Here is a 21,502-nt window from a genome sequence, read left to right on the forward strand (position 1 = left end):
CCAGATAACTACCCCGCTATGTTTAAATATAAGCCCCTAAGCTGGGCGAATTATTAACTTGGTGTTGATAACCACGATCATCATAAAGTAATGCGGCTTTTAATTGTGCAGCTAGATCTTTAGCAAAGGGTTCTATAAGTTTTGGGTTGGAGTCCAATTTAAATTTTCTATGTTCCTCTGCAAAATCGTCAATCAACTTAGAGAGTCTTAATTTGAGTGAACTTTGCTTAGGAATAAAAAAATCAGCTTCTACTGTCGTACATTTAGGAAATGTAGTAGGGCGTGTTTGGTTTGTTTGGTAAAAATCGAGTGATAAAGTCTTTATTACTGCCGTTTTAAAGGCATCATTATCAGGCTTTATCTTCGCACGTAAACTGACAAATCCTTTAGGCGCCCTTCCCGCATCCATAGCTAATCGTTGGGCTGTGATGGATTGTTTGTTTTGAGTAGAAAGATAACAGGCTTGACCCGTTTTTTCTCTTAATTGGACAACTAAGTCATTATAAGTTGGGGTATTTAAAGCACCTTCTAAACGGGCCTCCAAAACATGCCTTAAATGGGTATCCAACGCATCTTTTAAATAAGGTAAAACTTGATCCAAACTAGAAGAAGAAGAGGCGCGATGAAGGCATAAACGTTCTACCTGGAAAAAAGCACGAAGATGAAAGGATTGTTGCTCATCTATAAATTCCATTTTAGGAAGCTGGCTCTGTCGTTCGTAATTATCTATTGCACTCTCTAAAGAGTCAGCATTCGCAAAATCATCTGATAATAATGCTTTAATGCTAGTTCTTAAATATTGAACTAAAGCGTCCGCTTGCTTAAATTCATCATTTGTCTCCTCTAGATACTTTTGATAGCCCTTATCCAATTGTTCAAGCATCTGCCTTAATAATAAAATTTGTTCATTCTTAATCGGATGAAACGTGATTTGCTGTTGAGTAGTGAGAGAAGTTAATATAGCTTGTTGAGTATACCAAGGACGATTACTGAATCGTTCAACAGCTTCTATATTAAACTGTTCCATCACTTCATACACGGAGGTCATCCGCCAAAGTTCGGGGGTACTTTGCTCTGTAATTAATGACTCAAGTTGGATACTTTTGAGCGCTTTTAAAGTTTTTGGGGGTCTCAGTTTCACCGAGTAACCCGTTTCTTCTATCTCGGAATCGGTTGTCGATGATAACTGCTCCATTTCTTTTTCTTTCCCTTTATTTTTTTTCTTGTTCTCTAAATGATCAGTTTCTGAGTGATTTTTTGCTAATTTACTGTAAGAAGTAGAGCGTTCATTTTTGGGTTTGAGAAGATTAAAAATTCCACGAAAACTATTCCCTATAAAATGTTTTTTTCCTTTGTGTTCGGTTTTTGCTTGCATAATTGGTATTCCTTATCTCATCCTGTTTAAAATCCAACCAAAATTGTAATTTAAATTAACTTTGTGGTCAAATAAAAACTTTTGGATTTGGATTAAAATGAGGAGCTAATAAAGAAAAAAATGATAATTTTCAGTAACAAAAATGCATAAATTTTTTTGCTTTTTTTTTTTAATTTAATTCTTTTTTTGGAAATGCTTAAGATAGCTGGTTTGAATTGCTATTTTGAGTCAAAAAACGAAGGAAAATACACAATACAGACATTAAAATGTTAGTTGCATCATGAGTTCTAATGCGAAAATCTATTTCGCGATTTTCATATGTTTTTGAACAACGCTGTGCTAATACAGCCAGATTTCTGCATACGACAGAATAGCGGGAAAATTCAGCAGGTATTTCACAGCGTGGATGATTCTTTAAGCGATTTCTTTCGCGGCTTTCTTGGCAGACTTTTGGTGTTGTTTCCACTCTTTATCTTTAGCGAAGACAAAATAAGCAGCTTCTTCGATGAAAAAACCGACGTCATCAATTTTAGCCCAAGCGCAATATTGTTCAATTTGCTTCAGAATATCGATGCTGATTTCAGCTTTAATTTTTTCTTTCTTATTAGAACGACTACCATTAATAATGGCCATAGTTTCTTTCTCCAGTTATATTTTTTGCGAAAAAAATACTAACAGACTCTGCGCAAGAATGAAATCAAAACTTAGTGAGCCCCTATTTTTGAGCGCTCATTCATTGTCATCCCCTGCCTTCGCCTTCTAATTAGCCTTAAGTTTTACTGGACTAAGCAAACTCTATTTGCCGCGGCTTGTGTGGCATCCATAAGATGCTCCTTCATCGCCCTAAACAACTGGATACTGCGGACAAGCCGCAGTATGTTATGCTTTTTAATTATCAAATCAAACTTAAGACTAATTTGAAGATCTTCGCAGGGGTGGCAGCAGCGTCGCTGGGCTACCTTAAATCCCGAACTGATTCAATGAGAAATTGTTTAGCAGCCATGAGTTTGCTGCTCGGATTGTTTCTGTGCTTCCAACAGCTCCAATAAGGGATTTACAGTATCTGCATATTGTTCATATAAACTTGGATTCAGCGAAAAATCTTTTGCACGCAACAATAACAAAGTTGCCGCTGCAAGTTTAGCTTTTATTTCCTGAATGGTCGTCTCGCTATTGCTACTCTGCATTGTTAGCTTATTTAGCTGAGTTAGAATTTGCTTTCTTAGCATTTTTTTAATCTGCGCCTCATCGAAATATTCGGGTGGGCTTTCATCATAGGGATTTTTTAATTGAGACTCTGGTACTTTGCTCATATCATCGATGAGACGCATTAACATGATTTTGAACAGTGCCTTAGCCAAATCTGCGGAGTCGAGTTCATTGAGTCCTGCAATCTGGGCGGACCAATCTTTCCCTTGAAATCCTAAAGTATGAACAGAAGTTTGAGAAATTAAACCAAGGTAGGGTGGACAATAAGTAAAAAGTAAGTATTTGGCAAAAGCATGATAGCCTGAATAGTCGATGTCCAAACCGAGCGGAGCAAGAATCGTACTGCCTTCCTTGCAATGATTTTCATGACCATGATCGGCATCATTGACCGAAGGACGGGCAATATCGTGAAATAACAGGGCTAGAATATCAGCTAAAGACATCTGCAACATAAAGCTAATTTTAGCCGCTTGGAGGGCATGTTGTTTTTCAGTTACATTTTCTTGATCTTTAGTTTTTTCATAGGGTTTTTGCGCTAAATCGTTATCTAAAACATCATAGAGCAGATGGATATAGCAATTTATTTCTGTCGTCAGTGGAGCAAATAGCCCGAGTTGTTTTGGGGTTAAGAGTTCTGTTTCCGTGGTTTCATGCCTCTCTTTCTCATCACTCTCTTCTATTTCCGTCAAACTAGTTAAAGAAATTTTCGCGTCAGCTAATTTTTGTACTAAGAATTGTGCAGCCGCAATATCCATGGCGGGAGGATTTTTGCCAAAAAGTTCGGCGATAAACTCTAACATAGTGTATTCTTTTAATTCTTTGTCTTTAAAAAAGCCTTTTTCTTGTAGTTTTACTAACATCTCAATAAAGCCTGGTATCTCATCGATAAAAGATTGTAAAGTTACTTTTTCTAACACTAATAAATTTTGTGAAATGGGCGTAAAAAAAGCGGTGGGTGTGGTAAAAACTGAATCTTTTCGAGTAGCCATGATTTTTCCTTTTTTAATAAGCTTTGCTTCAATGCAACAACTCCATTGATGGTCTAATATTACAGAGGATGTTTTAGCAAAGTCGAGAGTTAAAACGCCATTAGTGTGGAAGAGATATGCCTATTAACTTGACTAAACATTCAAAAATATGGATACATCCTAATGGTTTTCTTCCGCAAAAAGTAGTTAATCGTTTGATCTTTCAACGGAAGGTAAGACCTAGGGATTCTTTGACTTTTTTTATTAATCAAGCCTGCGTTAACAAAGAAGAGCTTAAGATTGAACAATTAAAGAAACATGGAATTAAAATTAAAATCATTGAAGACTGTTTAACTGAAACCTTTGATGATGACTTTCTCATTAGTTTTGCGAAAAAAGTCATGCAAAGGGTCTCTGAAACACAAAATATTCGGGATACAGTCTACGCAACCGATATCTTAAGGCTTATGAAAATGGTTCAGCGAGAAGGGTTGTATTCTGATAATGATGTTTTGTTTCTCAATTTTAATAAAAGTTCTGAAATAATGAAAAAATATCTGTTTGGCTGCCATGCTCACGGAATGCCCGATATCCATATTTTTGGTATTGATTTAAATTATTGTGATGACTTTTATCGCGGATTAATTGCTAAAATCAAAGAAATGTGCGGCGATCCGCCTTATCCAGACGATGAGGCATGTGCTATCCCTGGACTTGCATTTATTCCCGATAACATCAATCTCCTTGCTTATGGCCATTTGGCTTTTAAAGCAACAAGCGACAATGTGGTATCAGGGAAAGAAAATGATCAAAATGGAATTGAGATGATTTATAACCCTGAAGGCCAGGATTTGTTTTTAGAAGAAGTAAAGCTGGCCTTAAAAGAGGGTTGTGTAAAAAAGGTTCGGCTCTGTACGCTTCTTAAAGGGTCTGGAGACGATTCTAAGGCCTAGGCTCGGTTTATCCCGTTCACACTGAGGAAGCGCGCAGCGCTGTCTCGAAGTGTCGCAAAAGGCCCCCGTTCGAGATAGACCAAGGCCCAACCTACGCTGTTAATAAAAAAACTAACAGCGCTTTTTGTACATGCAATCTATTTTCACTTTGTGCAAAAATTGCTGAAGCAGGTTCATCCGGCAACGTTAAGGACACTTCTTTCCCCCGCTCCATCGGCATGCAATGCATGAAGATTGCCTCTGGTTTTGCATGAGCCATAAGCGTTTCATTCACTTGCAAGCCGGCAAACTGCCCTTCTGAACGCTGATGTTCAAAGCCCATACTTGTCCATACATCCGTATAAACGGCCTGCGCATTATGGACTGCAGCTTGTGGGGTTGCATGATTGCCTATCATCTCCGCGAATTGATTCAAAGAACGTTCAAGAATTTTCGTGTTGGGTTGATGAGTTGGGGGGCAGCAATAATTGATTTTTATCCCTAGTTGCGGCGCTAAGGCTAAAAAAGTATTTAAAATGTTATTGCCATCACCAATATAAGCCAGGGTTAACCCTTCCAATTGACCAAAATATTCTTGTAAGCTAAGTAGATCCGCAAGAATTTGGCAGGGATGATACAGCGCTGATAATCCATTAATAATAGGAACCGTCGCATAACGAGCCATTTCCTCCAAGACTTCATCGTCATGAGTTCTTATCATAACCGCATCACAATAGCCATTTAATACGCGAATGAAATCACGTGGCTCCTCTGATTTTCTGGTGCTACTTACCGACTCTATCGCAGTTCCACCCAAGCTCTGTATCGCGCGGGTAAAGCTGAGCCTTGTACGAAAAGAGGGTTTTTCGAAAATCAAGGCTAAATTTTTATTGACCAATAAATGGCTAAATTTTTCAGGATTTTGTTTTAATTGAGCGGCCAATTGCAGAATGATTTTGATTTCTTTGGCACTTAATTCCAAACCCGTTAAAACATGGCGAATTTTGCTCGGATGTTTAATCTCTCGATAGAGCATTTGCAAGCAATCTAGCTTTTTGCTGCTAAGCATCGGAGAGGCATCCTGGTTAATTAAACTACGCACCACCATCACTGCCGCTTCACGAGTAGAAATATAAGGGAGGTTAGTTTGTAAGGCATAAGATAAATGCTCTCTCGCCCCATCGATTGCGATAACAAAATCAGGCGTTTTACCCGCTTCCAGTTGGGTAACCACAGTGAAGCCAGCTTGTTTTAAAGTGATGAGTAATTCATCATCAGCAGCGAGCCCCGACACTAAAACTTGCTTAGACTGACCAAGTCTGAAATCATGCCCCGCGGCGATTTGCGCTTTCAAATAAGCTTCATAAGGGGTTTGTCCAATCCCCATGACTTCACCCGTTCCTTTCATTTCAGGACTAAGTATTGGCGATGAGGTTTGAAATTTTCGAAAAGGCAGCACAGCTTCCTTCACGCAATAATAAGGTAAAGAGATAGGACTTAAGCAGCGCTGTTCTTTGAGGGAATGACCGAGCAGGCATTGTACGGCGATTTCAACAAGAGGAATGCCTGTCGCTTTACAAATAAAAGGTGTGGTTCTTGAAGCCCGTGGATTGACTTCAATCAAATACACCTCAGAATCTTTTACCGCAAACTGCACATTCATGAGCCCTTTCAAGTTGAGAGCACGCGCCAGTTTTTTGGTTTGTTGATGAATGAGATTAATGATTGCAGGAGAAAGACGATAAGGAGGGGTAATACAAGCAGAGTCTCCTGAGTGAACGCCGGCGGCTTCAATATGTTCGAGAACGGTTGGAATAAAGACCTCTTCTCCGTCTGAGACAGCATCCACATCCACTTCGATGGCGCCTGTAAGAAACTCTTCAATTAAAACCGCATGAGTTGTTATTTTAAAAAGTTCGCTGAGTTTTTCTTTGAGAATTTCTTTATCACCGACGATTTCCATTCCTCGTCCTCCAAGTACAAAAGAAGGGCGAATGATTAAGGGAAATTGGAGCTCTCCTAAAGTTGAATCTAGTTCTTCGATCTGATTAATCGCTCGATTTTTAGGTTGTTTCAAGTTTAAGCGCTGAACTAGATTACTGAAAAGATCGCGATCTTCGGTGATATTGACAATCTCGCTGGTCAAACCTAAAAGAGGAACGCCGGCTTGATGAAGTGCATCAAGCAAATTTAAAGGAGTTTGGCCGCCGAATTGCAAAGCAATGGCCTGGGGCTGTTCTTTTTCGATTAAATCCAGCACTTTCTCATAAGTAAGCGGCATGAAATAGAGTTTAGACGCCACATCATAATCGGTGGATACCGTTTCAGGATTGCAATTAACCATGATCGTTTCAAAGCCAGCGCCAGCAAAGGCTTGAATCGCTTTGACGCAAACATAGTCAAATTCAATACCCTGTCCGATGCGATTAGGGCCGCTTCCGAGAATCATAATCTTTGGTTTGTTGCTTAAATTTGACTCACAATGTTCTTGATAGGTGCTGTATAAATAAGCCGTTTCCGTTTTAAATTCGCCCGCACAACTGTCAACACATTTGTACACAGGATGAATATCCAATTGCTGTCGATATTGGCGAACGGCAGCCTCTGTGCTTTGAGTCAGCTTGGCGATACGCTGATCGGAAAAACCTTGTTTTTTTAATTTTAATAGCGTTGATGGCCCAAGATCATGCAGCGTTTTACCTTGCAGACCTTGCTCTAGCTCAACGAGTGCTTTTATTTGCTGCAAAAACCAGGGGTCGATAAAGGAAGCGGCATAAATCTCATCGACAGTAAATCCACGACGAAAACTTTCAGCAACAAACCAAAGATGTTTAGCCGTATGACGCTTTAATTCCAATTTTAAGGTTTCATCATCTAATTCACTTAAGGCATCGAATCCAGAAGCATTGATTTCCAGGCTTAAAATGGCATTTTGTAAACTTTCGGCGAAGGTTGAACCTATCGCCATCACTTCGCCGACAGAACGCATTTGCGGGCCTCGTGCTAAGCATTGAGCATTAAATTTCTCATCATGAAAACGTGGAATTTTCACGACGGTATAATCAATACTTGGCTCGAAAGAAGCAGGTAAAGCATCGGCTGTGATCTCATTGCGCAACTCATCGAGGGTATAACCAACAGCGAGTTTGGCGGCAATTTTAGCGATAGGAAAACCGGTTGCCTTCGACACTAAGGCTGAGGATCGGGAAACACGCGGGTTCATTTCAATGACCACCATTCGGCCAGTTCGCGGATGAATGGCAAATTGGACGTTACTGCCACCGGTATCCACCCCGACTGCACGCAGCACGGCAAAGGCAGCATCCCGCATCGCTTGATATTCATCATCGGTCAAGGTTTGGATAGGAGCGACGGTGATCGAATCGCCGGTATGAATACCAAGAGGGTCCACATTTTCTACGCCGCAAACGACGATGCAATTGTCATTTTTATCACGCACTACTTCAAGCTCAAATTCTTTCCAACCAATGAGGGCTTCATCAATTGAAATTTCTGCATCGCCAGGCTGAGCGAAAGCCTGCTTGAAAATAGCAAGCGCTTCGTCTTTGTTATGAACAAGAGCAGCGCCCGAGCCACCCAAGGAGAATGAAGAGCGAATCATTAAAGGCAGACCCAAGTTTTGCATAATTTGTAGGGCCGATTCGAAGTTTTTTGCAGTCTGGCTTTTAGGAACATCTAAACCTATCTCGAGCATTTTCTGATGAAACAGCGCTCTATCCTCGGCCAGTCTAATTGACTCAATCGAGGCGCCAATCAGCTCGACCTCATAGTTCGCTAAAATGCCTTTTCGATGCAGATCCAAAGTGCAATTTAATGCGGTTTGCCCCCCTAAAGTTGCAATCAGTGCATCGGGGCGTTCTTTATCAATAATACTGCTGACATAGTCGCTAGTAATCGGTTCGATATAAGTGGCATCAGCCAATTCAGCATCTGTCATGATCGTAGCTGGATTTGAATTAACGAGAATCACGCGATAACCTTCTTCTCGCAAGGCTTTTAAGGCTTGAGTACCGGAGTAATCAAATTCACAGGCTTGGCCAATATTAATGGGACCCGAGCCGATGACCAAAATGCTTTTAATTTGAGTATTTTTGGGCATGTTGCACCTCAGTGATGAACTGTTTAAACAAGACCATAAGTTCATTGGGTCCTGGATTTGCTTCTGGATGTCCTTGGAATGAAAACGCAGGGGCTTGGCGGTGGCTAAGTCCGGCGATTGTGCCATCAAATAAAGAAAGATGAGTGATTTCTAAATGGTGGGGTAGGGAGTTTTCATCAACGACAAACCCATGATTTTGCGAACTTATAAATACGTTCCCTGTTTTGCAACATTTAATCGGATGATTGGCACCACGATGGCCAAATTTCATTTTTTTGGTTTTAGCTCCGGCAGCAAGAGCGAGAATTTGGTGCCCGAGGCAAATACCAAAGACAGGAGTCCGTTGCTGCAATAGTTGAGTCGTTAATTGAATCAGGGATTCACAAGCCTCAGGATCACCTGGGCCATTAGAAAGTAGGACACCATCGGGTGCAAAAGCATTGAGCTCCTGCAGACTGATTGATTGAGGAACTACCGAAATGTTAATGGGATATTGCGCTAGGGTCTTTAAAATACCCTTTTTCACACCGCAATCAACTACCACCACATGCGCACTGCTGTGCTCTAGTTCCTGATAAAGATAAGGTTCTTTGGTGGAGACCAAAGCGGCTAAATGAGCTGTTTTTTGGCGTTGATGATGTTGTGCCAAAGAAAGCGCTTTTTCAGGAGTGATTGAGTCGGTGGCGACAATACACCCTGTTTGACAGCCTTTTTCTCGTAAATGCAGAGTCAGTGCACGTGTATCAATGCCAGTTAAAGCGACAATTTGATGGGTGTCTAAAAAATTTTGCAAACTGTCTTGGGCGCGCCAATTACTAAAATGAGGCGAAAAATCGCGAAATAGCGCGCCAGTCGCATGTATTTTCGACGATTCATTATCATCCTGATTAACACCCACATTGCCAATATGTGGCATCGTAAAATTAATAATCTGACCATGATAAGAAGGGTCTGTTAGAATTTCTTGATAACCGGTCTGTGAAGTATTAAAAACCATTTCACCCAAGGCATAAGAGGGTGCGCCAATCGCCTCGCCTCTAAAAATCGTACCATCGGCCAGCATTAGGAAAGCCATTATTTGCTCCTTTTTATGAGCTCTGAGAGCGAACAACCCTTTTCAAGCGCTTGGCTTACCCAATAACCGACTTGATGATGGGCATCTCGGAATGGAACGCCTTGGAGCACCAATGATTCCAAAACCGCTGTTGCATCCAAATAACCGCCCTGAGCTTTTTCTTTCATCAAAGCTGTATTGAACTGCAGGCTTTGCAAGAAAGGGGAAATCACTTCCAAGCAGCCAATCAGCGTATTGACTGTATCAAATAATCCTTCCTTGTCTTCTTGCATGTCTTTGTTGTAAGCAAGCGGTAAAGCTTTCATTATCGTTAATATGCCAACTAAATGGCCAAAGACCCGGGCAGTTTTACCACGAATCAGTTCGAGCACATCAGGATTTTTCTTATTGGGCATCAGCGATGAACCGGTAGCAAAGGCATCATCGAGCGTGACAAAGGAAAATTCCTGCGTAGCCCACAGAATTAAATCTTCGGCTAAACGAGAAAGATGCATCATCAGAATTGAGGCAAAAGAGCAAAGCTCAATAATAAAATCTCGATCACTAACGGCGTCTAAGCTGTTCTCAATAACACCACTAAAACCCAAGGTTTTAGCGACCCATTCCCTATCCAAAGGCAGATTAGAACCGGCCAAGGCACCAGAGCCCAAGGGCGAAAAATTCATCCTTGCTTGCCAGTCCTGCAACCGACTTAAATCACGTTGAAACATGGAAAGATAGGCCGCAAAAAATTGACCTAATCGCACAGGCTGAGCTTGCTGTAAATGAGTGTAGCCCGGCATTAAATCGTTGGTATGCTTGCTGGACATGTCCTGCAAAGTCTGAGTTAGTTCCTGCAATAGACTGGTTATTTTCTCAGACGCATCTCGAGTATAAAGTCGCAGATCCAGCGCGACCTGATCATTACGACTTCGTCCCGTGTGTAATTTTTTACCGACATCACCGATCTTTTGAATGAGTAAATGCTCAATAAACATATGAATATCTTCGCAATTTTCATCCAGGGGATGCTGGCCCTGCGCAATTTCATCATTTATTTCAGTAAGCGCGTTTGTAATCGCCAGAGCTTCTACAGCCTCAATCAAGCCTTGACGGGCAAGCATTTGCGCATGGGCTTTACTGCCGGCAATATCATGGGCGTAAAGCACATAATCAAAGGCGAGGGAGGCATTAAACTTTAGTACTCGGGGGTCAAGTGGTTTTTTAAATCGTCCGCCCCATGTTTGATGACTCATGCTGATTTCTCCTTATGGACCATGCCGTAGACTTTGGCGGACAGGGAAAATAAGTTAATGAAGCCTTCTGCATCTTGTTGATTGTAAACGCTATCTTCTTCAAAAGTAGCTAACGCAGGATTATGCAGACTGTAAGGTGACTCCATTCCACAGGCAATCATATTGCCTTTGAAAAGCTTTAATTTAACCGTGCCGGTGATGTGTTTCTGAGTGACTTCAATCAATGCGTCGAGCGCTTCTTTGGTTTGTGAAAACCATCGGCCTTCATAAACTAAGTTGGCGTAGCTAGCTTGTAGCGATTGTTTCAAATGAAGCGTTGCTCTATCAAGGCAAAGACTTTCAAGCATTTGATGGGCGGTATAAAGTACTGCAGCAGCAGGGGCTTCATAAACGCCTCTAATCTTCATGCCGACTAAGCGGTTTTCTACAATATCAGCCACTCCAATACCATGTTCTCCGGCTTTTTTGTTGAGCACAGTCAGTAATTCAATGGGGTTCATGGCTTGATGATTTAAAGCTACCGGGACTCCTTTTTCAAAATGAATAGAGATGAGCTCGGGCTTGTCGGGTGTTTGTTCGATGGGGTTAGTCATCAGCAGCAAACCTTCTGGTTTTTCTTGGCTAGGATCTTCCAAAACACCGCCTTCATGAGAAATGTACCAAATATTATGGTCTCGTGAATAAGGTGATTTAGGCGTTACTGGTACTTCAATGCCATGCGCTTTCGCATAGTCGATAGCTTGTTGCCTTGATTTAATTTCCCAAGATCGCCAAGGGGCAATAATTTTGAGTTGAGGGGCCAGTGCCTTCACTGTGTATTCAAAACGTACCTGATCATTTCCTTTGCCTGTCGCGCCATGGGCAACTGCGTCGGCTTTTTCTTGCAGCGCAATTTCCACCAGTTTTTGGGCAATCAAGGGTCGAGAAATGGTGCCTAAAACGTATTGATTTTCATAGAGCGCACCTGCTTTAACCAATTGCCAAAGATAGTGACTGACGAATTCTTCTTGGACATTCACCACATAGGCTTTGGCCGCGCCGCTTTTGATCGCTTTTTCTTTAATCGCTGCTAGATCTTCATTTTGGCCCAGATCACAAATGACGGCGATAATTTCCGCTTGGTGATGATTTTCCTTAAGCCAAGGGATCATCACTGAGGTGTCGAGTCCGCCAGAATAAGCGAGAGCGATTTTTTTGATAGATTCTGTCATTTTTTACTCCTGATAATATTTTTTTAAATCATGAACGGGATGGGCTAATTCTTTTGGTTTAACATCCGCAACAAGTTGCCCGCCTTTGAGGACCACAATTCGGTCTGCCATTTTGCTGAGAAAATCGAGATCATGAGAAGCGATGATCATGGTCACGCCCATCGATTTAATGGAATTCAATAATTGAATAACATCTTCAATGGTTGCTAAATCCAAACCTGAAGTGGGTTCATCGCAGAGCAAAACCTTCGGTTGCATCATTAAACTTCTGGCCAGAGCGACGCGCTGCTTTTGCCCGCCGGAAAGTTGTTCGGGGTAGGTATTTGCTTTTTCCGCGATGCCAAGGCTGGTTAACAATTGCAGGGCAGCTTCCTCATGGTTGATCGTTTTATTCTGCAATTTGGGGGCGTAAATTAAATTTTGCAGCACCGTCATGTGAGGAAAAAGTTGGAAATCTTGAAACATAAAGCCCATTTTTCCAGCGCAATTAATTTCACCGGAATCCAAAGCCTCTAGCCCTTGAATGCATCGAAGTAGGGTTGATTTCCCCCCTCCAGAAGGACCGGCAAGGCCCACTACAGTCTGCGCTTCAATTGAAAAACTGACTTGATTTAATACCGGCATCGCTGCGAACTGTTTAGAGACCTGATTAACTTGCAACATGTTTGCCTCCTTGTTCAATTTTTTTGCCCAACTGTTCGATGAGTAAAACCAGACCATAGTAGTAACAACCGGCAATACACAGTGGTAAGAAATAGGTAAATTGCTCAGCAGCAACAGATTGAGCTTTTCGCATCAAATCCATTCCACCAATCGTTGAGATCAAAGCGGTTTCTTTAAGCAGCGCGATCATTTCATTCACCAAGGCCGGTAAAATGTTTTTTATCACCTGCGGCAGAATGATATCTTTCCATAAATAGAAATTAGGAATATGTAGCGTCTTAGCCGCTTCAAACTGGCCTTTGGGTAAATTTTCTATCCCTGATCGTAGAATTTCTGCAATATAGGCTGAGCTGTTAAGTCCGAAAGTGAGAATTCCTGCGACCAGGATATTCGCTTTGAGGCCAATTAAAGCCGGCAAAGCAAAATAGACAAAACTGAGTTGTAAAATGAGAGGTGTCCCTCTCATGACAGAAATAAATCGATTAATTACGCTCTGAGAAAAACCCTTGTATCGCAGTACAGCCAGGATGGTTCCAAGCAGCATGCCAATCAACATGCCGCCGGCCATCAACTCTAAAGTGAGAAGGATACCCTGGCCAATGAAGAGGAGATTTTGGCTTAACTCTTCCATTGCAATCCCTCCAACCAAGTTTTCTGTAGCTTGGCAAGTTCACCGTTTTCTTTCAGCGTATTTAAAATTCGATTAATTCTTGCAGTCAGTAAGGATTGTTTAGGAAGTGCGATGCCATACCCGTCTTCAGCTTTGGCAATAATAGCGTAGGCAAGCCCCGGATTCTTCTGGCTGAAAATAGCACCCTGGGCCCCATCCATTAATACAACATCCACATGGCCTGCTTTTAAGGCTTCAATCGCTTGATTGTTATTATCCATCATTGTCTTTTCTTCATTGGCTGCGTGTTTTTTTAGCCAAATTTCCATTGTGCTCCCGAGTTGTGCTGCCAATTTTTTCCCAGTGAGTTGCGAGGGCTCTGAAATAGGGGAGTCTTTTTTGAAAACGGCAGCCATCCCTTCAAAATAATAGGGTGTTGTAAAATCAAAATTCTTTTCGCGATCAGCGGTAATCGTGATCGTCGATATCGCCAAATCAGACTGCCCGGAAGACAGCGAGGGGAGAATGCTAGAAAACTGCATGTTGTCGAAAACCGCTTTTTTGCCAAGATGTTTGGCAATTAATTTCGCCAGTTCAATATCAAAACCTTTTAATTTCCCATTTTCCTGGTATTCAAAAGGTGGATATTCTGCAGAGGTGGCAAAATGAATAGTTTTGTCTTCTTTACTCGAACCACATCCAACTAGTAAAAGGGGTAAACCTATTGTCACACAAAGAATAAATTGTTTCATGATGATTATGTATCCATTTTTTATCCATTATGTGACTATATTGTTTTTGGATTGCGATGTCAATAAAAAATGAATATAATTAACAAAAAATGGTTTTATATTCATTTTGAGGAAATGAGAATGTCTTATGATAATGTTCTTGATGGTCATATTTTAAGCATTGTGCAAACTCAGGAAATCCCCGAGCAAATTGATTTGCAAAACAAATTAAAAGAACGTGGTTACGATATTCCGCAAGCAACCTTATCGCGGCGCTTAAAAAAATTAAAAATTGCTAAAGTAGCTGGCGTTTATCGCGTTGTCGATTTCAGTATGCCCAGTTTGCCACTCGTGCTTAATATGCAGATTTCCGAATTTGGTATGATTGTTTTGCATACCCATCCTGGTAGCGCCAGTAGCTTAGGTTCCTTTATCGACAGAAAATACGTGTCTTTTTCTCCAGAAACGACGAGTGGTTCAGGAATTTTAGGAACGATCGCAGGCGATGATACAGTGATCTTAATTATCCAGTCGAAGCCAATGCTCGATGAAGTGGTCAAAATAATGCTGGAAGAGTTTCCCTATCTCAAAAGTCGCTAAGCCCGATAATCTATTGGCTTAGCAATTTTATATCAGTGAGTATTCAGGTGCTTAAACCTGACTTATGTAAATAATCTCCTTGATGCGGTAAGTTTTCTCTTGGAGTAGTATTTTGATGCCTATTAAAGTAGAGAAATCGGGAATTACTGTAAGAATTAATCGTGCGAGCTGCTATCTCTAATTTTTGAGCAATACTTGTATTATAAGGAATGGGTAAATTAGGATTAGGTTGATAATTCCTAATATTGTGCTCAAATATTTCATCAGAACTCATATCTTCAGGGGCGGGATAAAACATATCAGAGGATTGACTGCTAAAAGCATCATCCCTTCGGATAGTACCCTCTGGGACGTCTAAAGGGCCGCATACAATTTCTTTGGGATCTGTTGTAAAAAATGAATCGAAAACTTCTTCAGATGTCTTTTCTTCTGAAGGTAAAGCTTTGAGAGCTTTAGGCATAATGACACGCCAAGGAAACCAAGGTTTAAAATGTTCTACATTTTGTGGGTAAGGAAAGTTTGTCCAAGAATAAAAATCAGTTAAACCACAATTCCAGCGAATTGCAATGCTTGGTGGAAGAGTATTCACATAAGTTATATCTTCGATATACCGTGGTTTCCCCCTAAAAGTTATTTGATGTGGAATAAGTTGATAATTGATTGGATAAAATACACAGTTGATATAGTGAAACAATGGCCCAAAGTCACTTAAATTAGGCTGGGAAGGATAACTTGTCCAAGAGTAAACCGTGGTAGTGTCATTTGCCCAACGAATGGAAATCCTTGGTGGATAAGTATAAATGTAAGTCGCTTCTTTGATTAACGGTTTCATTAAGATAACAAATTCTGGTTGAGGGGAGCGATAATACAGGAAAATTGTAGCCAGTAAAAATAGTAATCAAATTTTTAGCGCAATCTATCACGGATTAGATGAGTAAAATGACGAATTTTTAGTTTAAGTGTATCTGTAACAACTATTTTCATCACGCCGAAAAGCCAAACAAGATAGTCAAAAGTTTGCTCCTCATTGAAAAAACACCTGCTTTTTTGTTTATCAGCAAAGCAAGAATAGAGGAGCTGTTGTTGATAAGATTCAGAACTAAGTTCGTCTGCTAAAACTTGTTGATAAAAATGATTCACCCAGTTGTCGTTGGCTTGAGAGCGCTTTAAATACTGGCGAACTTGTCGCATAGGCTGAGTGACTTGCTGATGCCACTCTTTGATTCGTTGATAAGCTTGCTCAAATTCAGGTTGCGAGATCACTTCGACTGCATAAGACAACCAACAGCAAACTAATAATAAATTAACGTTGACCCCTTCTTGATTTTGGAAAGAAAGGCAAGCCTCTTTGATCGCTTCATGTTGATAAAGCTTGAGTGAAAATTGCCAAAAAGGATTGTCTAACTCGCTTGTCAGTGTATTAACCATTCTTCAACTCAATCACGGTCACATGTAAGGGTTCTTTACCGGCATTTTCATCTTGATGAGGCTCTTTTCCCTGGGCGACACTCAAATACACAGGGATTTGCTTTTTTAAATTGATAAAATCCTCTTTGCCGGATTGATAAGTGACTTTTAGACTCCCTGTTTCTTCAGGGATCACCACTCGAGAATAATGATGGACATGAAAAGAAAGTTTTTGATTAGGGCAGATGGTTGTTTTCCAAACTTTAGTTGCCGTATTTTCAATAAAAAGCTCACGTTTGGTGATACAGTTTTCAGCGAAGGTCAATTGGCTTAACAATAATAAAAATACAGTTATTAATTTAGTCATTGCAAATATCCTTTTTTGGGGGAGTGGGTTTAGCCTAAATTAAGCAACCCACCATAGCATGCTCTAAAGTAGATGAAAATACATTGCTAAGCTTCAATGGTTGCTAACCATGTCCATAAGACCTAGCTTGCTCTTCAATGATCTGAGACTGGGTTGCTGTTGCTTCTTCAGTATGGAGATCTTTGTAAATAATTAGAGCCTCTTGTAACAGGCTATTCGTAAGCGTCAAAAGTTTATCCTTGTCATTGTACACTGCAGAATTATCCGCTAATAACGCAAAGCAGCCAGTATGTTTTGTATAGATAGCCGCTTGAGCAGAGAAGTCACCTCGACGTCTGCTTGTTAATTTAGGTGAGTTAGGGAGCTTAGCTAAGTTTTCTAATGCGCTTTCTAAATCACTAGAATTCAATTCTTTGATAAGACTAGGTATTTTTTGATGCATTAAAGCCTGAGGGTTGTTAAGCAATTCACGTATCAAGATCATTAAAGGCTCGGCTTTATTTTGAAAGGGCATTTTGTCTAATTTTTTACATGCCAATTTTTTCGAAGTTTTTAGCGCGTTTAATTCATCAAGCCAACCTTCCAGTAATTGTTTCAAATCTCTTGCCTGTCCTCGTTTATTAGGGAGTCGAGTAGTTTCTTCTGAGCTTGTAAAAAAACTGTAGATAGAAACAGGGATAAGATTCGTCAAAACAGAGCAACAACTACTCCCGCTTTGGATTAATTCGAGGTAATCAGAAAGTAAATTACGAAGTTCTTTGATTGAATTAGCTTGCGGGAGCTCTTTGGAGAGTTCATTTGCAATTTGCTCTTGTCTGTATGAGGTAAATTTATAGTTTTTTAATTTGTATAGATAATCTTCGATCAGTGTATTTTTCATGTCCATTGCCTAGTTATTCGCGCAACCCCACCCCTTTTTTTAACAGAATCATATTGAGTGCGGTTAATACAACCAACATTATGCAAATAATAAACATAGAGGTCAACATATTGACTTCGCAGACATTAATCATGGCATTGCGAAGCGCATTCACCATATAAAGGATGGGGTTTAAATGAGAAATTTTCTGCCAGAAAGGGGGGAGCATGTTGGTCGTATAAAATACGCCGCCTAAATAGGTGAGTGGAGTGAGGATAAAGGTAGGAATAATCATTATATCGTCAAAATTACGTGCTAGCATTGCGTTGGTAAATCCAGCAAGTGAAAATACCGCCGATACGAGAAGGATGACTAATAAGGTTATCGGAATCTGGGTGAATTTTATTTCTAGGAAGAAGCTAGACACAATATAAACTAATACAGCAACAATTAAACCTCTTATTACTCCGCCTAAAACATAGCCAAGAAGTAATAAACCGTCATGCATTGGGCTCACTAAAATTTCTTCAATACTTCTTTGAAAGCGGACACTATAGAGCGAGGAGGATACATTGGCATAGGAGTTAGATATGACCGACATCATAATGAGTCCGGGAGCAATGAAAACCGGATAACTCACACCGCTAATATCGCCTATGCGACTTCCGATTAAGCTGCCGAAGATTAAAAAATAAAGAGCAGTCGTAATGACAGGGGGTAAAAAGACTTGGCTGGCGATGCGAAACATTCTTACCAGTTCACGTCTTATTATGGTGTAAATTGCGATAACTTGTTGTTTAGTGGCCATAGTTGATGAGATCCAAAAACAGTTCTTCTAAGCGATTGGTTTTGTTCCGTACACTATGAACGGTAATACCGTGTTCAGTTAATACGGTAAAGAGGGTATTGAGAGAACATTCATTATCAATGCGTAATTCAAAAGTATTGCAATCAATCCATTTAGGAATAAAGCCCTGCATTGTGGGCAAATGATTAATTGGTTCACTCGTGGTGAAAACTAAGGTCTGATGTCTTAAAGTTTGGAGTAACTTTTTCATCGAGGTATTTGCTACAAGTTGACCCTTATCAATGATAGCGATGTTCTTACAGAGCTGCTCAGCTTCTTCAAGATAATGGGTTGTTAAAATAATGGTGGTTCCCTCATGATTAGTATTGGTTAAAAACTCCCACATACTACGGCGAATCTCGATATCCACTCCCGCCGTCGGCTCATCCAGAATTAATACCTTAGGTTGATGAATTAAAGCCCGAGCTATCATCAACCGACGCTTCATACCACCGGATAGATGACGAGCAATTTCATCTCGTTTTTCCCATAAACCTAGCTGGTGTAGAAGTTTTTTTGCGCGAACAGATGCTTCTTTGCGCAAAATGCCGTAATAACCAGCTTGATTGATTAAAATATGCTCGCAAGTTTCAAAAATATTAAGATTAATTTCTTGTGGCACCAACCCCAAACAAGCTTTCGCCAAGTCAGGAGACTCATCCAAATCATAGCCGTGGATTTTAATGCTGCCAGAGGTTTTGGTAAGGAGCGAGGTGATTAGACCAATGGTTGTTGATTTGCCTGCTCCATTGGCACCCAAAAGGGCAAAAAAATCGCCAGTTTTTACGGTCAGATCGATGCCCTTAAGGGCTTCAACGCCATTAGCATAGACTTTACGTAACTGGTGAATTTCTAAAGCGTACATAGTAGCTGACGATAAGGAAAAACGCCCATTATACACTAGAAAATTACGGACATCGATCGCGTCTTCATCCAGCCGGCGATGCTATATCGCGGGTGTTTGGTTTCACAGACTTCATGAGGTAAATCGCTATTAAAACAGATGAAGCGATTGCCTCGGGGAAGGACATTGGCGAGCAGTTGATCGTTTTTATCAAAGAGTTTTAACTGCCCGGCATAAGCTTCTTGCCAAGACTCATTGAGATAATAAACGCAGGATATCCGTCGCGCTTGAGTGGAAATAAATTGATCCACGTGTTTTTTATAAAAAGAGCCAGGTTGGTAAATCGCAAAATGAGTTTCAAAATCGACCAAACCTAAAAATAAAGTTTGGTTTAACCGATCCGCAATGGCACGAATTTTATTGAAATAGGCATTAATCGCGCGATCGCTGGAATCATCATCCAGCCAACATATTTCATCGCGGCGAATATCGGCATTATGAGTCGCTGCGATGCGATGCCCAATTTTAGCGCCTTTAAATTGCCCTTGGCTGTGCATCAATTCCGCTTTAGCTGAGAGTAGGGCAAAATCTTGCGGTTCTAGAAAATTATCAATAATGTGAAATCCTTTTTCACAGATTTCATCTTCTATCTGAGTGTTCAATAGTGCACCATTTGAGAATCCTTGGACAAAACGTTCGGGCTCTGATGTATCCCCACGAAATTGTTGTCATCCCGGCCTTCGCAGGGATGACAATTTAAGCATAATGAGAGTAATTAACTCAAATTCTACGCGAATTTTCTGCAGTTCACGAGAGCTATCTCCACTAACGTAAAGGCTTTTCTTCCAATCGATTTTTTAAATCGCGCCAGTGAGGTAAAAATTGATCCATAAAAGCATGAAAACGCTTATTATGACTGGCTTCTAAGAGATGCACCAATTCATGCACGAGTACATATTCTAGGCAAGGCAACGGTTTGCTGATGAGCGTTAAGTTAAGCCAGATCCGTTTTTTATCCGTATTGCATGAGCCCCAGCGTGTCTTCATTGATTTAATACCCCAACTGTTCGCTGTGACGCCAATAATGCCCTCCCATTTTCTGAGCAACTCGGGTAACAGGTCTTTCATTTGCTGTCTGTACCAGTTTTGTAAGAGTAATTGCCTATCGGCAACACTGGCGTTTGTTCTTGTATAGCAATGAATAGCGTCCTGCTGGACGATGACCTTCGGTGAACTGTCAGTCTCGTGGATGATTAGGGTATAAGTTTTACCGAGAAAATCATGTTGTTCGCCGGTCTCGAATGCCATGGGTGGGCTGTAGGATCTTGCTCGCAGTTTAGTCCGTTGAGCATGAATCCAGTCACGCTTTGCTTCAATTTGATTGTGGATTAAATCTAAATGCATTCGCAGGGGAGCGCTCACTTTTATTTGTCCATCAGGTGGATAAATGCGCAGGTGAATATTTTTAATAGGCTTTCTTAGTACTTCAATGGTTAGACCGTCAAATTCAAGCAAATTCTTTTTCATAAAGCGAGGCCAGATACTATAAAGCGATATTGTATACCCAAAACAAATTTGTTCAATTACGTTCAGCGGGGATACAGGGGCTATCGATATATTCGCCATCTATTTTTAAGACCATATTCACTGACGCTCGACGATAGCGAGAGAGCACCTCATATTGAGCTTTAGTAATGTAGCCGTAAGACTGACCACAATAAAATAAAGAGGGCGCATGGCTTGACCGTTTTGGCTTCACCGGAATATCGCAACCCCAGCGAAAGCGAGTTAAATCACAGTTTGCGGATACAGAAAAGGGCAATAGAAGCAAAATTGCAACTATACTCATCTTTTTCATGGTGCGCTCCCGAGAATTTTCAAGATCTGATAGCAGACCTCTTATTGTTTTTATCAGTGGGTGAAATTATTTTCTACTATTTTTTTAAGCATAGCAGGAGATAAAAAATTTGCTGTCTAGCTAAGCAAAACTAAATTGCATGCTCATGCATGAGCAAAGAAGTCTTGTAACCTAAGGCATTAGCTCGCCCCATATATCCGCCTTGATTTGTTTTGCCCACAATGCGATGGCAAGGGATAAATAAAGCGAGGGGATTATTTTTGCAGGCTTGACCTATTGCACGAGGACTTGATTGTAGGGCTTTGGCCAGTTCGCCATAAGTCAGAGTTCGACCGACAGGAATGACCAATAAAGCATTCCAAACACGTTGCTGGTAAACGGTACCTTGAGGTTTTAAAGGAAGCTGAAACCGATGATGAGGGTTGTTGAAATAGTGCTGAAGTTCTTGAGTTATTGTTTGAGTGAGTTGATTCTCGACCCGATTTTGAATGGGGACCTGGGTAAATATTGCTCGATGAATGTAATGCTCATCGTACTCGATTTCAAGCCAACCAGCTGGAGTGTTGAAAGCGGTAACGATGAGCATGAAGA

At 40.8% G+C, this 21,502-nt stretch carries 22 protein-coding genes; 2 read left to right on the forward strand and 20 right to left on the reverse strand.

From position 1 onward, the window contains the following. Positions 1–22: 22 nt before the first annotated feature. The 3 genes from Lnau_RS01185 to Lnau_RS01195 all read right to left on the reverse strand — a co-directional run bounded on the left by Lnau_RS01185 (position 23) and on the right by Lnau_RS01195 (position 3,573). Positions 23–1,375, reverse strand: a complete 1,353-nt coding sequence (locus tag Lnau_RS01185) for a hypothetical protein (protein ID WP_058503324.1) — start codon at positions 1,373–1,375, stop codon at positions 23–25. A 414-nt stretch (positions 1,376–1,789) separates the two neighbouring features. Next, positions 1,790–2,008 (reverse strand): hypothetical protein, encoded by a 219-nt coding sequence (locus Lnau_RS01190; RefSeq protein WP_058503325.1) that lies wholly within the window; start codon positions 2,006–2,008, stop codon positions 1,790–1,792. A gap of 359 nt (positions 2,009–2,367) precedes the next feature. Further along, complete coding sequence (locus Lnau_RS01195; RefSeq protein ID WP_058503326.1) at positions 2,368–3,573, reverse strand: hypothetical protein; 1,206 nt, start codon at positions 3,571–3,573, stop codon at positions 2,368–2,370. A gap of 116 nt (positions 3,574–3,689) precedes the next feature. On the opposite strand from Lnau_RS01195, the gene Lnau_RS01200 reads away from it, so the two are divergent. Further along, positions 3,690–4,505 (forward strand): hypothetical protein, encoded by an 816-nt coding sequence (locus Lnau_RS01200; RefSeq protein WP_058503327.1) that lies wholly within the window; start codon positions 3,690–3,692, stop codon positions 4,503–4,505. 91 nt (positions 4,506–4,596) lie between these two features. On the opposite strand, the gene carB is transcribed toward Lnau_RS01200, so the two are convergent. The 7 genes from carB to Lnau_RS01235 are packed head-to-tail and all read right to left on the reverse strand — an operon-like array spanning position 4,597 to position 14,150. Further along, the gene (carB, locus tag Lnau_RS01205) at positions 4,597–8,604 is read right to left on the reverse strand and encodes a carbamoyl-phosphate synthase large subunit (protein ID WP_058503328.1); all 4,008 of its coding nucleotides are present in this window, start codon (positions 8,602–8,604) and stop codon (positions 4,597–4,599) included. Next, entirely contained in the window at positions 8,582–9,679 is a 1,098-nt protein-coding gene (gene carA / locus Lnau_RS01210; RefSeq protein ID WP_058503329.1) for a glutamine-hydrolyzing carbamoyl-phosphate synthase small subunit, read from the reverse strand. The genes carB and carA overlap by 23 nt, the downstream gene beginning before the upstream one ends. Continuing rightward, entirely contained in the window at positions 9,679–10,914 is a 1,236-nt protein-coding gene (gene argH, locus Lnau_RS01215; RefSeq protein ID WP_058503330.1) for an argininosuccinate lyase, read from the reverse strand. The genes carA and argH overlap by 1 nt, the downstream gene beginning before the upstream one ends. Continuing rightward, positions 10,911–12,125 carry an argininosuccinate synthase gene (locus Lnau_RS01220; RefSeq protein ID WP_058503331.1) on the reverse strand — a complete coding sequence of 405 codons (1,215 nt, stop codon included), beginning with the start codon at positions 12,123–12,125 and terminating at the stop codon, positions 10,911–10,913. Before Lnau_RS01220 ends, argH begins: the two co-directional genes overlap by 4 nt. Before the next feature lie 3 nt (positions 12,126–12,128). Further along, positions 12,129–12,788: an amino acid ABC transporter ATP-binding protein gene (locus Lnau_RS01225; protein ID WP_058503332.1), complete on the reverse strand. Its 660-nt coding sequence runs from the start codon at positions 12,786–12,788 to the stop codon at positions 12,129–12,131. Next, positions 12,775–13,419: an amino acid ABC transporter permease gene (locus Lnau_RS01230; protein ID WP_058503333.1), complete on the reverse strand. Its 645-nt coding sequence runs from the start codon at positions 13,417–13,419 to the stop codon at positions 12,775–12,777. Before Lnau_RS01230 ends, Lnau_RS01225 begins: the two co-directional genes overlap by 14 nt. Beyond that, the gene (locus tag Lnau_RS01235; RefSeq protein ID WP_058503334.1) at positions 13,407–14,150 is read right to left on the reverse strand and encodes an ABC transporter substrate-binding protein; all 744 of its coding nucleotides are present in this window, start codon (positions 14,148–14,150) and stop codon (positions 13,407–13,409) included. The genes Lnau_RS01230 and Lnau_RS01235 overlap by 13 nt, the downstream gene beginning before the upstream one ends. A 120-nt stretch (positions 14,151–14,270) precedes the next feature. Here Lnau_RS01235 and Lnau_RS01240 point away from each other — a divergent pair, with 120 nt between their 5' ends. Further along, a complete protein-coding gene (locus Lnau_RS01240; protein WP_058503366.1) occupies positions 14,271–14,729 on the forward strand; it encodes an arginine repressor in 459 nt (152 codons plus the stop codon). 43 nt (positions 14,730–14,772) lie between these two features. On the opposite strand, the gene Lnau_RS01245 is transcribed toward Lnau_RS01240, so the two are convergent. The 10 genes from Lnau_RS01245 to Lnau_RS01290 form a co-directional block, all read right to left on the reverse strand. Then, the gene (locus Lnau_RS01245; protein ID WP_058503335.1) at positions 14,773–15,561 is read right to left on the reverse strand and encodes a hypothetical protein; all 789 of its coding nucleotides are present in this window, start codon (positions 15,559–15,561) and stop codon (positions 14,773–14,775) included. A gap of 74 nt (positions 15,562–15,635) precedes the next feature. After that, a complete protein-coding gene (locus Lnau_RS01250) occupies positions 15,636–16,157 on the reverse strand; it encodes a TIGR02444 family protein (protein ID WP_058503336.1) in 522 nt (173 codons plus the stop codon). Further along, positions 16,150–16,503: a cupin domain-containing protein gene (locus Lnau_RS01255; protein WP_058503337.1), complete on the reverse strand. Its 354-nt coding sequence runs from the start codon at positions 16,501–16,503 to the stop codon at positions 16,150–16,152. The genes Lnau_RS01250 and Lnau_RS01255 overlap by 8 nt, the downstream gene beginning before the upstream one ends. 103 nt (positions 16,504–16,606) lie before the next feature. Next, positions 16,607–17,383 carry a hypothetical protein gene (locus Lnau_RS01260; protein ID WP_058503338.1) on the reverse strand — a complete coding sequence of 259 codons (777 nt, stop codon included), beginning with the start codon at positions 17,381–17,383 and terminating at the stop codon, positions 16,607–16,609. Between the two features lie 13 nt (positions 17,384–17,396). Next, positions 17,397–18,170 carry an ABC transporter permease gene (locus Lnau_RS01265; RefSeq protein ID WP_058503339.1) on the reverse strand — a complete coding sequence of 258 codons (774 nt, stop codon included), beginning with the start codon at positions 18,168–18,170 and terminating at the stop codon, positions 17,397–17,399. After that, a complete protein-coding gene (locus Lnau_RS01270; protein ID WP_058503340.1) occupies positions 18,160–19,074 on the reverse strand; it encodes an ABC transporter ATP-binding protein in 915 nt (304 codons plus the stop codon). Before Lnau_RS01270 ends, Lnau_RS01265 begins: the two co-directional genes overlap by 11 nt. 35 nt (positions 19,075–19,109) lie before the next feature. After that, positions 19,110–19,715 carry a 2OG-Fe(II) oxygenase gene (locus Lnau_RS01275; RefSeq protein ID WP_058503341.1) on the reverse strand — a complete coding sequence of 202 codons (606 nt, stop codon included), beginning with the start codon at positions 19,713–19,715 and terminating at the stop codon, positions 19,110–19,112. A 163-nt stretch (positions 19,716–19,878) separates the two neighbouring features. Next, on the reverse strand, positions 19,879–20,580 hold the full coding sequence (locus Lnau_RS01280) for a M48 family metallopeptidase (RefSeq protein ID WP_058503342.1): 702 nt from the start codon (positions 20,578–20,580) through the stop codon (positions 19,879–19,881). Positions 20,581–20,632: 52 nt separating this feature from the next. Further along, entirely contained in the window at positions 20,633–20,911 is a 279-nt protein-coding gene (locus tag Lnau_RS01285) for a hypothetical protein (RefSeq protein WP_058503343.1), read from the reverse strand. A gap of 130 nt (positions 20,912–21,041) precedes the next feature. Next, positions 21,042–21,497 (reverse strand): methylated-DNA--[protein]-cysteine S-methyltransferase, encoded by a 456-nt coding sequence (locus tag Lnau_RS01290; RefSeq protein ID WP_058503344.1) that lies wholly within the window; start codon positions 21,495–21,497, stop codon positions 21,042–21,044. Positions 21,498–21,502: the final 5 nt, after the last annotated feature.

Source organism: Legionella nautarum (genome assembly GCF_001467895.1).
GTDB lineage: Bacteria > Pseudomonadota > Gammaproteobacteria > Legionellales > Legionellaceae > Tatlockia > Tatlockia nautarum.

Coding starts and splice junctions, on each gene's coding strand:
- Lnau_RS01190 (WP_058503325.1), bottom strand. CDS start 2,008: ATGGCCATTATTAATGGTAGTCGTTCTAATAAGAAAGAAAAAATTAAA.
- Lnau_RS01200 (WP_058503327.1), top strand. CDS start 3,690: ATGCCTATTAACTTGACTAAACATTCAAAAATATGGATACATCCTAAT.
- Lnau_RS01285 (WP_058503343.1), bottom strand. CDS start 20,911: ATGAAAAAGATGAGTATAGTTGCAATTTTGCTTCTATTGCCCTTTTCT.
- Lnau_RS01230 (WP_058503333.1), bottom strand. CDS start 13,419: ATGGAAGAGTTAAGCCAAAATCTCCTCTTCATTGGCCAGGGTATCCTT.
- Lnau_RS01220 (WP_058503331.1), bottom strand. CDS start 12,125: ATGACAGAATCTATCAAAAAAATCGCTCTCGCTTATTCTGGCGGACTC.
- argH (WP_058503330.1), bottom strand. CDS start 10,914: ATGAGTCATCAAACATGGGGCGGACGATTTAAAAAACCACTTGACCCC.
- Lnau_RS01290 (WP_058503344.1), bottom strand. CDS start 21,497: ATGCTCATCGTTACCGCTTTCAACACTCCAGCTGGTTGGCTTGAAATC.
- Lnau_RS01255 (WP_058503337.1), bottom strand. CDS start 16,503: ATGACTAAATTAATAACTGTATTTTTATTATTGTTAAGCCAATTGACC.
- Lnau_RS01245 (WP_058503335.1), bottom strand. CDS start 15,561: ATGAAACCGTTAATCAAAGAAGCGACTTACATTTATACTTATCCACCA.
- Lnau_RS01265 (WP_058503339.1), bottom strand. CDS start 18,170: ATGGCCACTAAACAACAAGTTATCGCAATTTACACCATAATAAGACGT.
- Lnau_RS01240 (WP_058503366.1), top strand. CDS start 14,271: ATGTCTTATGATAATGTTCTTGATGGTCATATTTTAAGCATTGTGCAA.
- Lnau_RS01280 (WP_058503342.1), bottom strand. CDS start 20,580: ATGAAAAAGAATTTGCTTGAATTTGACGGTCTAACCATTGAAGTACTA.
- Lnau_RS01225 (WP_058503332.1), bottom strand. CDS start 12,788: ATGTTGCAAGTTAATCAGGTCTCTAAACAGTTCGCAGCGATGCCGGTA.
- Lnau_RS01260 (WP_058503338.1), bottom strand. CDS start 17,383: ATGAAAAATACACTGATCGAAGATTATCTATACAAATTAAAAAACTAT.
- carB (WP_058503328.1), bottom strand. CDS start 8,604: ATGCCCAAAAATACTCAAATTAAAAGCATTTTGGTCATCGGCTCGGGT.
- Lnau_RS01270 (WP_058503340.1), bottom strand. CDS start 19,074: ATGTACGCTTTAGAAATTCACCAGTTACGTAAAGTCTATGCTAATGGC.
- Lnau_RS01185 (WP_058503324.1), bottom strand. CDS start 1,375: ATGCAAGCAAAAACCGAACACAAAGGAAAAAAACATTTTATAGGGAAT.
- Lnau_RS01235 (WP_058503334.1), bottom strand. CDS start 14,150: ATGAAACAATTTATTCTTTGTGTGACAATAGGTTTACCCCTTTTACTA.
- carA (WP_058503329.1), bottom strand. CDS start 9,679: ATGGCTTTCCTAATGCTGGCCGATGGTACGATTTTTAGAGGCGAGGCG.
- Lnau_RS01250 (WP_058503336.1), bottom strand. CDS start 16,157: ATGGTTAATACACTGACAAGCGAGTTAGACAATCCTTTTTGGCAATTT.
- Lnau_RS01195 (WP_058503326.1), bottom strand. CDS start 3,573: ATGGCTACTCGAAAAGATTCAGTTTTTACCACACCCACCGCTTTTTTT.